14 protein-coding genes and 1 riboswitch are annotated in these 15,048 nt (G+C 64.0%); of the genes, 5 read left to right on the top strand and 9 right to left on the bottom strand.

All coding sequences use genetic code 11. The annotated features are described in order from the left end of the window. Positions 1-5: 5 nt before the first annotated feature. The 6 genes from OU994_RS03205 to OU994_RS03230 form a co-directional block, all read right to left on the bottom strand. Entirely contained in the window at positions 6-1,316 is a 1,311-nt protein-coding gene (locus OU994_RS03205) for an STAS domain-containing protein (protein WP_281609609.1), read from the bottom strand. Positions 1,317-1,409: 93 nt separating this feature from the next. Continuing rightward, positions 1,410-1,850, bottom strand: coding sequence for an RNA polymerase-binding protein DksA (gene dksA / locus OU994_RS03210; RefSeq protein ID WP_131148167.1), 441 nt, complete (start codon positions 1,848-1,850; stop codon positions 1,410-1,412). 95 nt (positions 1,851-1,945) lie between these two features. Then, the gene (locus tag OU994_RS03215) at positions 1,946-3,004 is read right to left on the bottom strand and encodes a GTP-binding protein (RefSeq protein WP_281609610.1); all 1,059 of its coding nucleotides are present in this window, start codon (positions 3,002-3,004) and stop codon (positions 1,946-1,948) included. Positions 3,005-3,093: 89 nt separating this feature from the next. Continuing rightward, positions 3,094-4,053, bottom strand: a complete 960-nt coding sequence (locus OU994_RS03220) for a tyrosine recombinase XerC (protein ID WP_281609611.1) — start codon at positions 4,051-4,053, stop codon at positions 3,094-3,096. 2 nt (positions 4,054-4,055) lie between these two features. Beyond that, positions 4,056-4,727, bottom strand: a complete 672-nt coding sequence (locus OU994_RS03225; protein ID WP_281609612.1) for a DUF484 family protein — start codon at positions 4,725-4,727, stop codon at positions 4,056-4,058. A gap of 169 nt (positions 4,728-4,896) precedes the next feature. Beyond that, positions 4,897-5,952, bottom strand: a complete 1,056-nt coding sequence (locus OU994_RS03230) for a porin (protein ID WP_281609613.1) — start codon at positions 5,950-5,952, stop codon at positions 4,897-4,899. A 432-nt stretch (positions 5,953-6,384) separates the two neighbouring features. Here OU994_RS03230 and OU994_RS03235 point away from each other — a divergent pair, with 432 nt between their 5' ends. After that, positions 6,385-7,857 carry a hypothetical protein gene (locus tag OU994_RS03235; protein ID WP_281609614.1) on the top strand — a complete coding sequence of 491 codons (1,473 nt, stop codon included), beginning with the start codon at positions 6,385-6,387 and terminating at the stop codon, positions 7,855-7,857. A 27-nt stretch (positions 7,858-7,884) separates the two neighbouring features. Here OU994_RS03235 and dapF read toward each other — a convergent pair whose 3' ends face one another. The 3 genes from dapF to OU994_RS03250 are packed head-to-tail and all read right to left on the bottom strand — an operon-like array spanning position 7,885 to position 10,492. Next, positions 7,885-8,748, bottom strand: a complete 864-nt coding sequence (gene dapF, locus OU994_RS03240) for a diaminopimelate epimerase (RefSeq protein ID WP_281609615.1) — start codon at positions 8,746-8,748, stop codon at positions 7,885-7,887. Next, a complete protein-coding gene (locus tag OU994_RS03245) occupies positions 8,745-9,641 on the bottom strand; it encodes a lipid A biosynthesis acyltransferase (RefSeq protein ID WP_281609616.1) in 897 nt (298 codons plus the stop codon). Before OU994_RS03245 ends, dapF begins: the two co-directional genes overlap by 4 nt. Further along, positions 9,638-10,492, bottom strand: coding sequence for a lysophospholipid acyltransferase family protein (locus tag OU994_RS03250; protein ID WP_281609617.1), 855 nt, complete (start codon positions 10,490-10,492; stop codon positions 9,638-9,640). Before OU994_RS03250 ends, OU994_RS03245 begins: the two co-directional genes overlap by 4 nt. A 192-nt stretch (positions 10,493-10,684) precedes the next feature. Here OU994_RS03250 and metK point away from each other — a divergent pair, with 192 nt between their 5' ends. From metK to metF, 4 genes are all read left to right on the top strand, one after another. After that, positions 10,685-11,854, top strand: coding sequence for a methionine adenosyltransferase (gene metK, locus OU994_RS03255; RefSeq protein WP_281609618.1), 1,170 nt, complete (start codon positions 10,685-10,687; stop codon positions 11,852-11,854). A gap of 201 nt (positions 11,855-12,055) precedes the next feature. Continuing rightward, positions 12,056-12,129, top strand: a riboswitch (S-adenosyl-L-homocysteine riboswitch). A gap of 26 nt (positions 12,130-12,155) precedes the next feature. Beyond that, entirely contained in the window at positions 12,156-13,571 is a 1,416-nt protein-coding gene (gene ahcY / locus OU994_RS03260; protein WP_131148157.1) for an adenosylhomocysteinase, read from the top strand. Positions 13,572-13,724: 153 nt separating this feature from the next. Next, positions 13,725-14,075, top strand: coding sequence for a phage holin family protein (locus OU994_RS03265; RefSeq protein ID WP_131148156.1), 351 nt, complete (start codon positions 13,725-13,727; stop codon positions 14,073-14,075). Beyond that, entirely contained in the window at positions 14,068-14,898 is an 831-nt protein-coding gene (metF, locus tag OU994_RS03270) for a methylenetetrahydrofolate reductase [NAD(P)H] (RefSeq protein ID WP_281609619.1), read from the top strand. Before OU994_RS03265 ends, metF begins: the two co-directional genes overlap by 8 nt. The last annotated feature ends 150 nt before the right edge of the window (positions 14,899-15,048 follow it).

Raw genomic sequence — 15,048 nt, forward strand, 5'->3', positions numbered from 1 at the left:
ACCTGTCAGTATCGGTGTGGCAACAGCCTGGCGACACTGCCATACCCCAGCAGGCGCGCCAGCGCCGCGACCATGTGGTTCAGTTCGCGAAATTCGATGCGCCGTTCCGGCCCGGCCAGTTGTTGCAGCAGCGCCAGCAGGTGCCCGGCCGCCGTGTAATCGATCCGCGCCAGCCGGGAACAGTCGAAGACCAGCGCGGGCCCCCGTTCGGCATGGTCGCGGATGGCGGACCAGACTTCGGTGGCGTTACCCTCGATCAGGCGTGGCAGCAGGTATCGGTCGCCGGCCGGCGCGGCAAGCTGCCGAGGCGTGCTGGCCACCTTGCCCGGCGGCGTGAACGGTGGCGGCGACACTTCGAACGTTACGCAATAATCCATGGCGGCTTCCTCGAACTCCTTTTCGCGGTTCAGCAGGCGCAGCAGTTCGAGCAGCAGCAGCCACGGCGCAGCCCCATCGTCGCGCCGGCCGACGTCGACCATGGCGCGCACCAGCCGCAACAGTTCTTCCGCGCCCCCCAGGATCAGTTCGCGCCCTTGCTGCACCTCGCGCAGGGTATCGTGCAGCAGGGCGCAGCCGTCCGGTTCGACCGCGGTGACGCGGGAAAAATCCAGCCGCAGCACGGCAGCGCCTTCGGCCGCCCTGCGCAGGTGGGCGATCTGCGCGCTGGTGGCGGCATCGAGCACGCCGGCCAGCGTGGCGGTCGGGGTGACGCCGCTGTAGGTGGCGGTGTCATCGGCCAGCGCGGGGTTCCACGGTGGCGGCGACGTTTCAAACGTACTGGCGTAGTCGATCGACAGGCTGTCGAACGCTTCCTGCCGTCCAAGCACGGCGTACAGGTCGAACAGCATCCACCAGGCGGTGCGGTCGCTGGCCGGTCCGCCATGGACGGCGGCGGCCAGCAGGCGGCATGCTTCATCGGCTTCGCCGTTGGCGTACAGGATCGCCGCTTCCTCGACCACGGGCGCGCTTTCGGCGGCGGCCGCTTCGACCGGGATGTCGTCGTCTTCCAGCAGTTCGGTGACCGCCTCGTCGGGCGGGCTGCCCTCGGCAGGGGGCGCAGCGCGCCGGGGAGGGCGCCGGAAGGCCGGTTCATCGAACATGTCGGCCGCCATCGCGGCTTCGATCGCATCGATCTTGAGCACGGTGGCGCGGGCGATATCGCGTTGCAGGTCCAGTTGCCGCTGCATCTGCAGGCTCGACTGCGAGTCATCTTCCCGGCGCTGCAGTTCGCTGTTGGCGGCCAGGCGTGCATAAGCCTCGTCCTCGTCCTCCTCGACGGCCGGCTTGTCTTTGCGGAAAAGGGAAAAGAGACCCATCGCGCTAGTGTAGCCCAGAGGCAAACATGAGCTTGGCACGGCAGGAATAAAAAAAGCATGCCGAGGCATGCTTTTTCATGGGAGCGTGGCGGGTCAGTCGCCGTACAGTTTCTGTTTCAGCTCGCGCCGCTGCTGCGCTTCCAGCGACAGCGTGGCGGTGGGGCGGGCGATCAGGCGCGGAATGCCGATCGGCTCGCCCGTTTCCTCGCACCAGCCATATTCGCCATTGTCGATGGCCACGATCGATTGCTGGACTTTCTTCAGCAGCTTGCGCTCGCGGTCGCGGGTGCGCAATTCCAGCGCATGCTCTTCCTCGATGGTGGCGCGGTCGGCCGGATCGGGTACCAGCACGGTTTCACGCAGGTGTTCGGTGGTTTCGCCGGCGTTTTTCAGCAGTTCCTTTTCCAGGGCCTGCAGCTTGGCCTTGAAGAACGCCTGTTGCGCCGGATTCATATAGTCCTTGTCGCTCATCGCGAGGATTTCTTCTTCGGTGAGGATAGGCGCTTCCGCGGGGGACTTATTTGTTTTGGTCATGACTTCGCTTACCTTCGATACGACAGAGTTTTCAAATTCCAGCCGGGAGGCCGCATGGCCTGGACCGGACGCGGCCCCACAAAAACCGGGTTAGTTTATACCAGACATTGTTCCAAACCGCGAATAAAGATGTCTTTTGGCAGATTCTTGCCGATAAACACCATCTTGCTGCCGCGCACGTCGTTTTCGCCCCATTTCGCCCCCAGGTCGCTGCCCATCAATTGGTGCACGCCCTGGAACACGACCTTGCGCTCAGCGCCCTGCATCCACAATACGCCTTTGTAGCGCAACATGCGAGGGCCGTAAACATTCACGAGCCCACCCAGGAATTCATCCAGCCTGGCTGAATCGAACGGGCGCTCGCTCTTGAATGCAAAGGCGGAAATATCGTCCGTATGGTGCGCGTGGTGGTGGCTCGGGTGCTCGCAATGTTCGCCATGTTCATGATCGTGCTCATGATCGTGCTCATGATCGTGATGTTCATGATCATGTTCCTCGGCAGCAAGGAAGTCCGGATCGATCTCCAGCTTTTCATTCAGGTTGAACCCTTTCAGGTCCAGCACTTCGGTGATCGGCGCATTGCCGAAATCGGAGCGGCCGATCGGCGCGCGCGGATTGATGCGCTTCAGGCGCGCCGTCAGTTCCTCGATCGCGGCGGCATCGACCAGGTCGGTCTTCGACAGCAGGATCTTGTCGGCGAAGCCCACCTGGCGCTGGGCTTCCTCGTTGGCGTCGAGCTGCTGCATCGCATGGCGCGCGTCGACCACGGTCACGATCGCATCGAGCAGGTAATGGCTGCCCACTTCCTCGTCGATGAAAAAGGTTTGCGCGACCGGGCCGGGATTGGCCAGGCCGGTGGTTTCGATGACCACGCGGTCGAAGGCGATTTCGCCGGCGGCGCGTTTTTTCGCCAGGTCCGACAGGCCGATGATCAGGTCGCCACGCACCGTGCAGCAGATGCAGCCATTGTTCATCTCGACGATCTGTTCGCGGCTTTCCTGCACCAGGATTTCATTGTCGATATTCTCCTGGCCGAATTCGTTCTCGATCACGGCGATGCGCATGCCGTGCTGTTCGCGCAGGATGCGGTTCAGCAGCGTGGTTTTGCCGGCGCCGAGAAAGCCGGTCAGGATAGTGGTCGGAATCAGTGCCATGTCAGTTGAAAGAATCGGTTGCCAAAATCAGAATCGGTCGATTATGCCGGAATTCCAATTATGCTGTCCAATCGCACAATTGACCTCGATCAGCCCGTGCCTTTGCCTGTTTTGGCTCGCGGATGGGTCTTGTCGTATACCTCGGCCAGGTGCTGGAAATCGAGTGCCGTATACACCTGGGTCGACGTGATGCTGGCATGCCCCAGCATTTCCTGCACGGCCCGCAAGTCGCCGGAAGACTGCAGCACATGCGAGGCGAACGAATGCCGCAGCATGTGCGGATGCACGTGCACCGGCGCGCCGGCGGCGATCGCATGGCGCTTCAGCCGCATCTGCACGACACGCGGCGACATCCTGCTGCCGCGTTCGCTTACGAACAGCGCGGCACTGCCGTCGGCCGGGGCGGGGCGCACCAGCAGCCAGGCGTCGATCGCGGCCAGCGCGGCCTTGCCGACCGGTACGCGGCGCATCTTGTTGCCCTTGCCGGTCACGACGACTTCGGCATTTTCCCGTTCCAGCCAGCCTGCCGACGCGCCGGCCGTTGCGTCGGCCTTGCGAAAGTGCGTATCGAGCCCGCACAGTTCGGATACCCGCAAGCCGCTGGAATACAGCAGTTCGAACATCGCGCTGTTGCACGATTCGGCCGGGGTCGGGGTGGCTGCCTGGCGTGCCGGCGTTGCGACCAGCTGCACGGCATGGTCGACCGACAGGGCTTTCGGCAGCAGTTTCGGCCGCCTCGGTGCGCGTACCCCGTCGACCGGGTTGGCCGCCAGGGCCGTGTGGTCGGCCAGCCAGCCGAAAAAGCTGCGCCAGCCGGACAGCTTGCGGGCAATCGAGCGGGCTTGCTGGCCGCCGGCGTGCAATTTCGCCGTGTAGCGGCGGATATCCGCGTGGGTGATGGCGGTCCAGTCCTGCCCGCCGTGCAGTCCGGCCAGTTCGGCCAGGTCGCGGCCATAGGCGTCGACGGTGCGCGGCGACAGCTTGCGCTGCGTGGCCAGGTGCCGCAGCCACTCCGCGCTCCAGTCGGCCGTGCCGCGCGGATCGCCCATGCTCAGGCCAGCAGCGGGGCCAGCGCGACGCTGGCCGTTTCGCCGATATGCACCAGGAAATCGGTGGCCATCAGCGACGTGAAGCGTTCCGGATCGGGCGAGCCCATGATCAGCAGGCCGAAGGCCGCGCCGCCGGCGCCGGGCTGGCGCAGCGCCACGATGACGGCAGACTTGATCGAGCCGGCATCCTCGAGCCAGCGTACCGCTTCGAAATCGTTGTTGCTGCCGCAGTAGGGCGTAAGCAAGCCGTTGGCGAACAGCCGGGCATCGTCGGACACGCCGGCCGCGAACCATTCCTGCGCATGGGCCGGCGCGACACCGAACAGGCGCAGCGTGGCCGCCGGCACATTGAACGCGGTCTTCAATCCTTCGGTGACGGCACGCGGCATCGCGGCCACGTCGCGCTCGCGCAGCAGCGACTGGTTCCAGGCGTGGAAGCGGTTGGCGATGGCCTGGTTCTCCTGCGCATTGCGGTTCAGCTCGGCCAGGCGCAGTTCCAGCGCCTTGTAGCGCTCGCGCATGACTTCCATCTGGCGCTCCTGCAGCGATACGGCGCGGCCGGTCAGCGGGCTGGACAGCCGGACATCGCCCAGCAGGCTCGCGTGTTCTTCAAAAAAATGGGGATGGTCTGCCAGGTATTGCGCGACAGCCGAGGAATCCAGGGTAGCGGTCATTGTTGTCACTTTAAGAAAAGCAAGCAACATTCTACCCGACGGACCGGCAAAAAAAGAACGCTCCGGCAAACTGCCCCCGGAGCGCTTCTCCCTCGCACTGTGAAGACTGGACTAGAAAAGCAGACGGACTAGAAAAGCGGACAGACTAGAAAGCGGACTGAAAAACGGATCAGAAATTGTGGTGCACACCCAGCGCATAGTGCTTGCGGGTGTCGTCATTCGTGGCGGCCACCGTGAACGGCGCCTTCTTGACCGACAGGTCGACATACAGATAGGTCCGCGGCGACAGGCTGTACTCATAGCCGACCGACGCCTGCTTGGTCTTGATCACGCCATCCGGATCCTTCTGGCCATAGCCGAGCAGGAACTTGTTCGCGCCAACGGTGTAGTTGGCGCCCACCACCCAGGCGCTGATATTCTCGTTGGTCCACATCGTGTGGCCCAGGTCCTGGCGCTGGTAGGAAGCCATCAGCTTCAGGTCGGGAATCGGCTTGTACGAGGCCGCCACCGACCACAGCTCCGTTTCGATGGCATTGCGCTCGGCGCCCACCATGGCCGCGAACGGACCGTTGGTGTACGTGGCGCTGACCGAATACGGATTCGCCGATGCCGTCGAGTTGGCCGCGTATTGCGGTGCCGAGGCGGTGCCCTTGCCGATGATGGCCGGGCCATTGTTGGCTTCCTTGGTAGCCACCGACACATTGACCTGGAAGCCGGCCCACACCGGGGTGTTGTAGAACACCGCGTTGGAGAAGCGGTTGATCGAATTGCCGGCAACGCTCAGCGGGTCGCTCGAGTAGCCGGCCACGTGCATGTCGGTCTGGTAGCCGGCTACCGCGGGCAGGCCCGACCATGGTTCGAACTGGGTCGAGGTTTCCTGGTAGGCAGTCAGGCCACGGCCGATGCGCACGGTACCGAAGGCGCCCTGCAGGCCGACGCGGCTCTGGCCCTGGAACAGCGGACGCACATTGTTCTCGAGCGCGCCGGTATCGGGATCGTAGCGGATTTCCAGCTGGAACAATGCCTTCAGGCCATTGCCGAGATCTTCGACACCGCGGAAGCCAAGCTTGTTGTTATCGCGGCGGGTGACCTGCGTGGCGTCGTTGGCGGTGTGGGTGGTGCGCTGAATGCCGGCGTCGATCGTGCCGTAGATGGTCACGGAAGACTGGGCGGCGGCACCGCCGAAGGCGGCCGTCAGGGCCAGGGCAACCAAGGATTTCTTCATTTGTCGTTCCCTCTGTTCTGAATTGATTGGTTCAAGAAGCCAGCGGTGAATGCTTGTGAAACTGGACAGGTGCACCTTAGATGAGGTTGCTGTCGAGCGCCGTGGATTGGTCGATTGACGGCACGTGTCTTGGTTGAAAACGCTAAAACTTCCGAATCTTGTTGTATTTATAAAACGGTAGTTTTACGGTGCCAACTGGTTTATTCACGTCATGTAATCCTTTCATTGGTAAGGTAATCACGGACAGCGTAGCCGGACCACTGGTTGACCTCGTTTGCGCGAGATCAAGCGAAGTCAACCTTGTATTAGACGTGCAACAATTCGCTACATAAACTGTTCAGTTACGCCGTAATCTCACAACGACAAGAAAACGCAGCGGGCGGCACCCGGCCTGGCCGGCAGCCGCGATCAAGCAGCGTTCAGGAGACCGACATGGCCAATCGTGAAGAGCTGGCAGTGATCCGGGGTGCGCGAGCGGGAGACCCCGAATGCCAGTTGAAACTGGGTAAGCTCTACCTTGCCGGCGGTGCCGGCCTGCCGTGCAGCCCACCTACCGCGCTGCATTGGCTGTCACGCGCGGCAGCCGCCGGCCTCGACGAGGCATGGCTGCTGATCGGCCGCCACATTCCCTGGCAATATGCCAGCCACCACCGCGCCACGCTGTTGGAGTGGTATGCCCGCGCCAGCGATGCCGGCATCGTCCAGGCCGCGATCACGCTGGGCCAGCTCCTGCTGCAGGAGCCGGCCGTCACGCAGCCCGGCTTCTACCAGCGTGCCCGGCGCGCGCTGGACACGGCGCAGCGTGCCGGGGCCGGCGAGGCGGGCGCCTTGCTGGCGCGGCTTCGCCTCGCCGGCCACGAAGCGGCACCGGTGCCGATGGCGCTGGCGGGGCGCGGCACCGGCGAAGCACAGCCGGGTGAGCCGGCCCTTGCCCTCGACACCGCGCTGCCGCTGGCACGTGCGCTGCTTGCACAGGCACCGGCCGATTGCGCCGCGTGGTCGGGATCGGCCGCGGATGCCCGCCTGCTGGCGCGCTGCGCGGAAGCACTGATGCAGGAAAGCGGCACTGCGTCTGGCGCGGAAGGCGAGGAGGCGCAGCGCATGCGCGAGCTGGCGGCCACGGCGGGCGATCGCCACGCGCAACTGGCGCTGGGCTTGCAACTGGCGCGCATCGACGCGGGAGGCATGCGGCTGGCGCAAGGCCCGGCCAGCTTCAAGCGGGCGGTACGCTGGCTCACGCGCGCCGGCGAGCAGGGCCTGGCCGAAGCGTGGTTCGCGCTGTCGCGCATCTATGTGAAACCGGAGTTCTCGCAGCGCTGCGTGGGTGAGGCGCAAGCGTGCCTGGAGCGGGCGGCGGCACTGGGGCATGGTGGCGCGCAGCTCGAATGCGGCCTGCAGGCATGGCGCATGCGGCGCAGCAGCGACTGCAACGACGTGAAGGCGGCGTACTGGCTGCAAAAAGCGGCGGCGCAGCACTGCCCCCAGGCCGCCGAAGCGCTGGCCCGGATCGCGCCGGCTCCAGATGCCAGCGGGTGGGCGGTGCCACTGCTGCCGTTGCTGACGCGGGAGCTGACCAGCAGCCAGCCGCTGCTGGCGGCGCGCATCGAACTGGCGGCGCTGTTCGGGCTGACCCGGGCGGAAGCGTTGTTGCTGGAAGTGAAGGCGGCCGACCAGGGCCATTGCCTCGTCGTCGACATCCGCGCCAGCTATGGCCGCGGGCGGCGCCGGCTGGTACTGGTGGAAACCGCCCGGCAGCGCCAGGCACTGGAGCGCATCGCGCGCCAGTTCGAGCAGGTCGATGGCAAGCTGGAAGGCAATTACCGGCAGCGGCTGTACCGTTTCAAGACATGGCTGCAGTCGGTCGAAGGGGCTGGCGAAGGCGGCCGTGCGCAGCTGGCCGCCTAGGTTCGCTGGCGGCTTCTTGCAACCGGGTCAGACGGTGATCTCGCCTTCGAACACGGTGACGGCGGGGCCGGTCAGGTAGACCGGTTCGCCATCGCCGGCCCAGGCAATCGACAGTTCGCCGCCGCGTGCATCCACGCGCACCGGCGAATCGAGCAGGCCGCGGCGAATGCCCGCCACCACGGCCGCGCAGGCACCGGTGCCGCACGCCAGCGTTTCGCCGGCACCGCGCTCGAACACGCGCAGCTTGATGTGCTGGCGGTTTACCAGCTGCATGAAGCCGGCGTTGACCCGTTTCGGGAAATGGGCATGGTGCTCGATCAGCGGGCCGGTCAGTTCGACCGGCGCCGTGTCCACGTCGGGCACCACCTGCACCGCATGCGGATTGCCCATCGACAGCACCGACACCGGCACGGTTTCCTTTTCCCCCGCCAGTTCCAGCACCAGCGGCCACAGCGTATCGTCGCCTTCCGGCTGTCCGGCCAGGCCTTCCGTATCGAACGGCACCAGGGCGGTGTCGAAGATGGGGGCGCCCATGTCCACCGTGACGCTGCCATCTTCTTCCAGCCGCGGCGCGATGATGCCGGACATCGTTTCGACAGCGATGCTGCGCCGCTCCGTCAAGCCCTTCTCGGCCACGAACTTGGCGAACGCACGCGCCCCGTTGCCGCACTGTTCCACTTCGCCGCCATCGTTGTTGAAGATGCGGTAGCGGAAATCGCAGCTGGGGTTCGTCGACTTTTCCACGACCAGCAACTGGTCGGCGCCGACGCCGAAGCGCCGGTCCGCCAGCGCCTTCCACTGCGCGGTCGTGAAGTCGATCTGCTGGTTGATGGCATCGATCACGACGAAGTCGTTGCCGGCGCCATGCATCTTGGTGAATTTGAGTTTCATCGCTTGTTCGAGTAGAAGGACGCTTCGCCGTTGGGGCGGGTCTTGTAGCGCTTGTGAGTCCAGAAATATTCCGCCGGCGCCTCGCGCACGCGCTCCTCGATGAATTCGTTCATGCGGCGCGTGGCGGCAACCATGTCGGTACCGGGATAATTGTCCCACACCGGATAGAACTTGACGCGCCAGCCTTGATAATTCGGCAGGAAAGTGGCGATCACGGGCATGACCTGCGCGCCGGTGGTGGCAGCGATGCGGGCGGTGGCGGTCAGGGTCGCGGCCGGCACGCCGAAGAATGGCACGAACTCGGCATCCTTCTCGCCGAAATCCATGTCCGGCAGCATGAAGTAGGGCAGCCGGTCGCGCAGCGCGCGCAGGATCGGCTTGATGCCATCCTGCCGCGTGAACAGCTTGACCGGCTTGAAGCGAGCCCGGCCGGCGCGCAGTACCGCGTCGAACGTGGCGTTCTTTTGCGTGACGTACATCGACGAGGCCGAAGCTTCCATGGCGATCGATGCGCCGCCCACATCCAGGCACACGAAATGCGGGCACAGCAGGATGGTCGGCTTTTCCGTCATCGCCGCCACCGGGACCTGGCCCGGCGGCATGCCGTCGCTGGTCTCGATGCGGATCAGCCGGCGCAGCCGGGCTTCGGATGCCCACCACAGCACCGCCCGTTCGAACACGCTGCGCGAATACGCCTGGAAATGGCGGCGTGCCAGGTCGCGACGCTGCGCTTCCGACAATTCCGGCATCGCCAGGCGCAGGTTGACCAGCGCGATCTCGCGGCGCGGGCCCATCACGATAAACAGCAGGCTGCCCACCGCTGTGCCGAAGCGGCCCAGCACGGGCAGCGGCAGCCAGTGCATCAGCCACATGAAACCCACCAGGATCTTCATGCGGCCTCCGCCGTAGTAGGGGCTGCCACGCCGGGCGGTACCTTGTAGCGGTTATAGCTCCAGTAGTACTGGGCCGGACAGCCGGCGATCAGCTGCTCCATCGCCGCATTGATTGCCCGTGCCTGCTGCGCGTTGTCGCCTTCCAGCGAGCCGGGGAACGGCACGAAGTGGACCAGGAAACCGCGGCCGCGCGGCAGCCTCTCGGCATAGGTCAGCACCACCGGCGCGTCGCCGCCCAGCCTGGCCATCTTGGCCGGCAGCGTCATCGTGTAGGCGGGCCGTCCGAAGAAGTCGGCCCACACGCCTTCGCCTTCCTGCGGCACCTGGTCCGGCAGGATACCGATGGGCTTGCCGGACTTGAGGAACTTGGCCAGCATCCGCACGCCGGCCAGGTTGGCCGGCGCCAGCAGCATCTGGCCGCGGGCACGCGCCACTTCCACCAGCGGCTTCATCGCCGCCTGCTTCGGCGGGCGGTACATCACCATGATCGGGCTGTCGTGCGACACGCGTTGCGCGGTCATTTCAAAACAGCCAAGGTGTGGCGTGAGGAACACAATGCCACGCCCCGCGCGCAGGTGTTCTTCGACCAGTTCATAGTTTTTCAGGAACACCCGGCGTGCGATCCGCTGGTCCGATGCCAGCCAGACGAATGGCAATTCGGCCACGGCCTTGCCGGCCTCCGCGACGGCCTGGCGCAGGTGGCTGCCATAGCCGGCGCGTGCCATGTTCTCGCGCATCCGGCGGCGATAGGAAGGTGATAAAAGGTATACGGCCCATCCCAGGACACTTCCCATTGCATGCAGCAAGGGCAAGGAGAATATTGAGAAGAAACGGAAAATTCGTAACAGCATGAACTCGAAAAAAAGAAGTGTGCCTGCGCAAAAATTTTTGAAGAAGCGTAAAATACCACGCAGCAGTGACCGCCGAGTTAACAGACAACTTGCGAGGCGGGATAAAAATATCGCTAAAGCGTCGCAAGCCGTATGGGTTGTTGCGACAGATTTTTTCAACTCGAGTCACAGACACTTATACAGGAGCTTGCGATGTCTTCCATCGATTACCTCTTCACGTCCGAATCCGTTTCCGAAGGCCACCCCGACAAGGTCGCGGACCAGATCTCCGACGCCATCCTCGACGCCATCCTGGCCCAGGATCCTACTGCCCGCGTGGCCGCCGAAACGCTGTGCAATACCGGCCTCGTCGTGCTGGCCGGTGAAATCACCACCCACGCGAACGTGGATTATATTCAGGTCGCCCGGGAAACCATCAAAAGCATCGGCTACGACAACACCGACTACGGCATCGACTACCGCGGCTGTGCCGTGCTGGTGGCCTACGACAAGCAGTCGCCGGACATCGCCCAGGGTGTCGACGAAGGCGCCGGCATCGACCTCGACCAGGGTGCCGGCGACCAGGGCCTGATGTTCGGCTACGCCTGCGATGAAACGCCGGAACTGATGCCGGCCGCGATCTACTACTCGCACCGCCTGGTCGAACGCCAGTCGCAACTGCGCAAGGATGGCCGCCTGCCGTGGCTGCGCCCGGATGCCAAGTCGCAGGTCACGCTGCGCTACGTGAACGGCCGCCCGGTGGCCGTGGACACGGTCGTGCTGTCGACCCAGCACGCGCCGGAAATGCAGCACAAGCAGATCGAGGAAGCGGTGATCGAAGAGATCATCCGCCCGGTGCTGCCGAAGGAGTGGCTGAAAGACACGAAATACCTGGTCAACCCGACCGGCCGTTTCGTCATCGGCGGCCCGCAGGGCGACTGCGGCCTGACCGGCCGCAAGATCATCGTCGACACCTACGGCGGTGCCGCGCCGCACGGCGGCGGCGCCTTCTCCGGCAAGGATCCGTCGAAGGTGGACCGCTCGGCCGCCTACGCGGCCCGCTACGTGGCCAAGAACGTCGTCGCCGCCGGCCTGGCGCGGCAGTGCCAGGTGCAGGTGTCGTATGCGATCGGCATCGCCCGTCCCATCAATATCACGGTCTATACCGAAGGCACCGGCGTGATTTCGGACGAGAAGATCGCCGAACTGGTGCACGAGCACTTCGACCTGCGCCCGAAAGGCATCGTGCAGATGCTGGACCTGCTGCGTCCGATCTACCGCAAGACCGCCGCGTATGGCCACTTCGGCCGCGAAGAGCCGGAATTCAGCTGGGAGCGCACCGACAAGGCCGCCGCCCTGCGCGCCGCCGCCGGCCTGTCCTGAAAAATTGCTCGAAAAATGGGGACGTACCCCATTTGTTGAGCAATAGTGCCAGGAAAACGGGGGCCGGGGTGTTGCGGCACACATGCCGCGCCTGCCTAGTGGGGCAGGGGCAGGGTCAGGGCATGCATGCCATGACCCTGCCCGGACCATCCATGCAAGAAAACCGGATCGCGTATCCGGTTTTTTGTTATAGAATGCCTGTTCTCCGAGGAGCGTTGCGACGGATCATTCGAATCCGCCAGGCTCGGACACTTCTGCAACCGCGCTCACGTCAACTTTTTTCAACATGAAAGGAGGCGTGATGAACGCCGTACTCAAAGATTCCCAGGATTACATCATTGCCGACATCGGCCTGGCCGCGTGGGGCGAGAAGGAAATCAAGATCGCCGAAACGGAAATGCCTGGCCTGATGGCGATCCAGGAAGAGTTCGCTGCTGCCCAGCCCCTGAAGGGCGCGCGCATCACCGGCTCGCTGCACATGACGATCCAGACCGCCGTGCTGATCCGCACGCTGGAAGCGCTGGGCGCGCAAGTGCGCTGGGCTTCGTGCAACATCTACTCGACCCAGGACCACGCCGCCGCCGCCATCGCCGCGGCCGGCACGCCGGTCTTCGCCGTCAAGGGCGAAACGCTGGACGAATACTGGGACTATACCCACCGCATCTTCGAATGGCCGGGCGAAGGCGTGTACTCGAACATGATCCTGGACGATGGCGGCGACGCCACGCTGTTGCTGCACCTGGGCGCACGCGCCGAGAAGGATGCCTCGGTGCTGGACAACCCGGGTTCGGAAGAAGAAATCTGCCTGTTCAACTCGATCAAGGCCCGCCTGGCGAAAGATGCCACGTGGTACTCCAAGCGCCTGCCGCAGATCCTGGGCGTGACGGAAGAAACCACCACCGGCGTGCATCGCCTGTACCAGATGCACAAGGAAGGCAAGCTGGCCTTCCCGGCCATCAACGTCAACGATTCAGTGACCAAGTCGAAGTTCGACAACCTGTACGGCTGCCGTGAATCGCTGGTGGACGGCATCAAGCGCGCCACCGACGTGATGATCGCCGGCAAGATCGCCGTCATCGCCGGCTATGGCGACGTGGGCAAGGGTTCGGCGCAGGCCATGCGCGCCCTGTCGGCCCAGGTGTGGGTCACCGAGATCGATCCGATCTGCGCGCTGCAGGCCGCGATGGAAGGCTACCGCGTCGTGACGATGGACTACGCGGCCGAACACGGCGACATCTTCGTCACCTGCACCGGCAATTACCACATCCTCACCGAACAGCACATGCTGAAGATGAAGGACCAGGCGATCGTCTGCAACATTGGTCACTTCGACAACGAGATCGACGTTGCCGCGCTGAAGAAGTATCAGTGGGAAAACATCAAGCCGCAGGTGGACCACGTGATCTTCCCTGATGGCAAGCGCATCATCCTGCTGGCCGAAGGCCGCCTGGTCAACCTGGGTTGCGGCACGGGCCACCCGTCGTACGTGATGAGCTCGTCGTTCGCGAACCAGACCATCGCCCAGATCGAATTGTTCCTGCACAAGGACAAGTACCCGGTCGGCGTCTACACGCTGCCGAAGCACCTGGACGAGAAGGTCGCGCGCCTGCAGCTGAAGAAGCTGAATGCGCAGCTGACCGAGCTGACGGCAGAGCAGGCCGCCTACATCAACGTCAAGGTCGAAGGTCCGTACAAGCCGGAACACTACCGCTATTGATCGGTACGAAGGCCGGCGCGAGCCGGCCTTTTTTTGCCGATTTTTTGCCGATTCTTAGCCGCTTTTTAGCCGCTGTTCAGCGCTGGTTCCACCGTATTTCGCTGTTTCGCTGTTTCGCTATTTCGTTATTTCCGCTTGAGGCTTGTATTCCCTATGCGTCTGGTCTTGACCTGGTTCATCAATGCCGCGGCCCTGTTCGCAGTGCCTTACCTGATGCATTCCGTCGACGTCACGAGCGTCGGCGCAGCCCTGATCGCGGCGCTCATCCTCGGGCTGGTGAACACGCTGATCCGTCCATTGCTGCTCCTGCTGACCTTGCCCGTAACGGTGCTGTCGCTGGGCCTGTTCATCTTCATCGTCAACGGCTTCACATTCTGGCTGGTGGCGCAATTCGTGAACGGCTTCACCGTGACGAGCTTCTGGGCGGCGGTCGGCGGCGCATTGCTGTACAGCGTGATTTCCTGGGCCCTCTCCACACTGTTGTTGAAAGACGCCGATGGCTGACCACAATTTTAGTATCGAATTTTTCCCGCCCAAGACGGCGGAAGGCGCGGAAAAGCTGCGCGCCACGCGCGCCAAGCTCTCCGAATTGCACCCGAAGTATTTTTCCGTCACGTTCGGCGCCGGCGGCACCACCCAGCGCGGCACGCTGGAAACCGTGCTCGACATCATGGGCGCCGGCGAGCAGGCCGCGCCGCACCTGTCCTGCGTGGGCGGCACGCGCGAATCGATCCGCGCCATCCTGAACGAATACAAGTCGCATGGCATCAAGCGCGTCGTCGCGCTGCGCGGCGACCTGCCCAGCGGCTACGGCGCAGCCGGCGAATTCCGCTATGCCAACGAGCTGGTGGAATTCATCCGCGCCGAGACGGGTGACTGGTTCCACATCGAAGTGGCGGCCTACCCGGAAGTGCATCCGCAGGCGAAATCGCCGCAATCGGATCTCGATGCCTTCGTGCGCAAGGTGGACGCGGGCGCCGATGCCGCGATCACCCAGTATTTCTACAACGCCGACGCCTACTTCCAGTTCGTCGACGCCGCGCACAAGGCCGGGGCCACCGTGCCGATCGTGGCTGGCATCATGCCGATTACCAACTACACGCAGCTGATGCGCTTCTCCGACATGTGCGGCGCGGAGATCCCCCGCTGGGTGCGCCTGAAACTGGCCAGCTTCGGCGACGATACCGCGTCGATCAAGGCCTTCGGCCTGGACGTGGTGACGGCCCTGTGCGAGCGCCTGCTCGCCGGCGGCGCCCCCGGCCTGCACTTCTACAGCATGAACCAGGCCGCCGCCACGACGGCCCTGTGGCAGCGGCTGGTCAAGTAATATAGGGGCGGGCCCTAGTGCTGTTAAGTTAAGCGTTACCCGACACATTGGAAGCGCATGCATTCACCCAACAGCGAAGGGCTCGGGTCAGACCCGCCGGGTCTGACCCCGGAATTTGCACTGGGGGTGGGCTTATCGAAGCGGTATTAG

The organism is Pseudoduganella sp. SL102 (genome assembly GCF_027856995.1).
Lineage (GTDB): Bacteria > Pseudomonadota > Gammaproteobacteria > Burkholderiales > Burkholderiaceae_D > Rugamonas > Rugamonas albidiflava.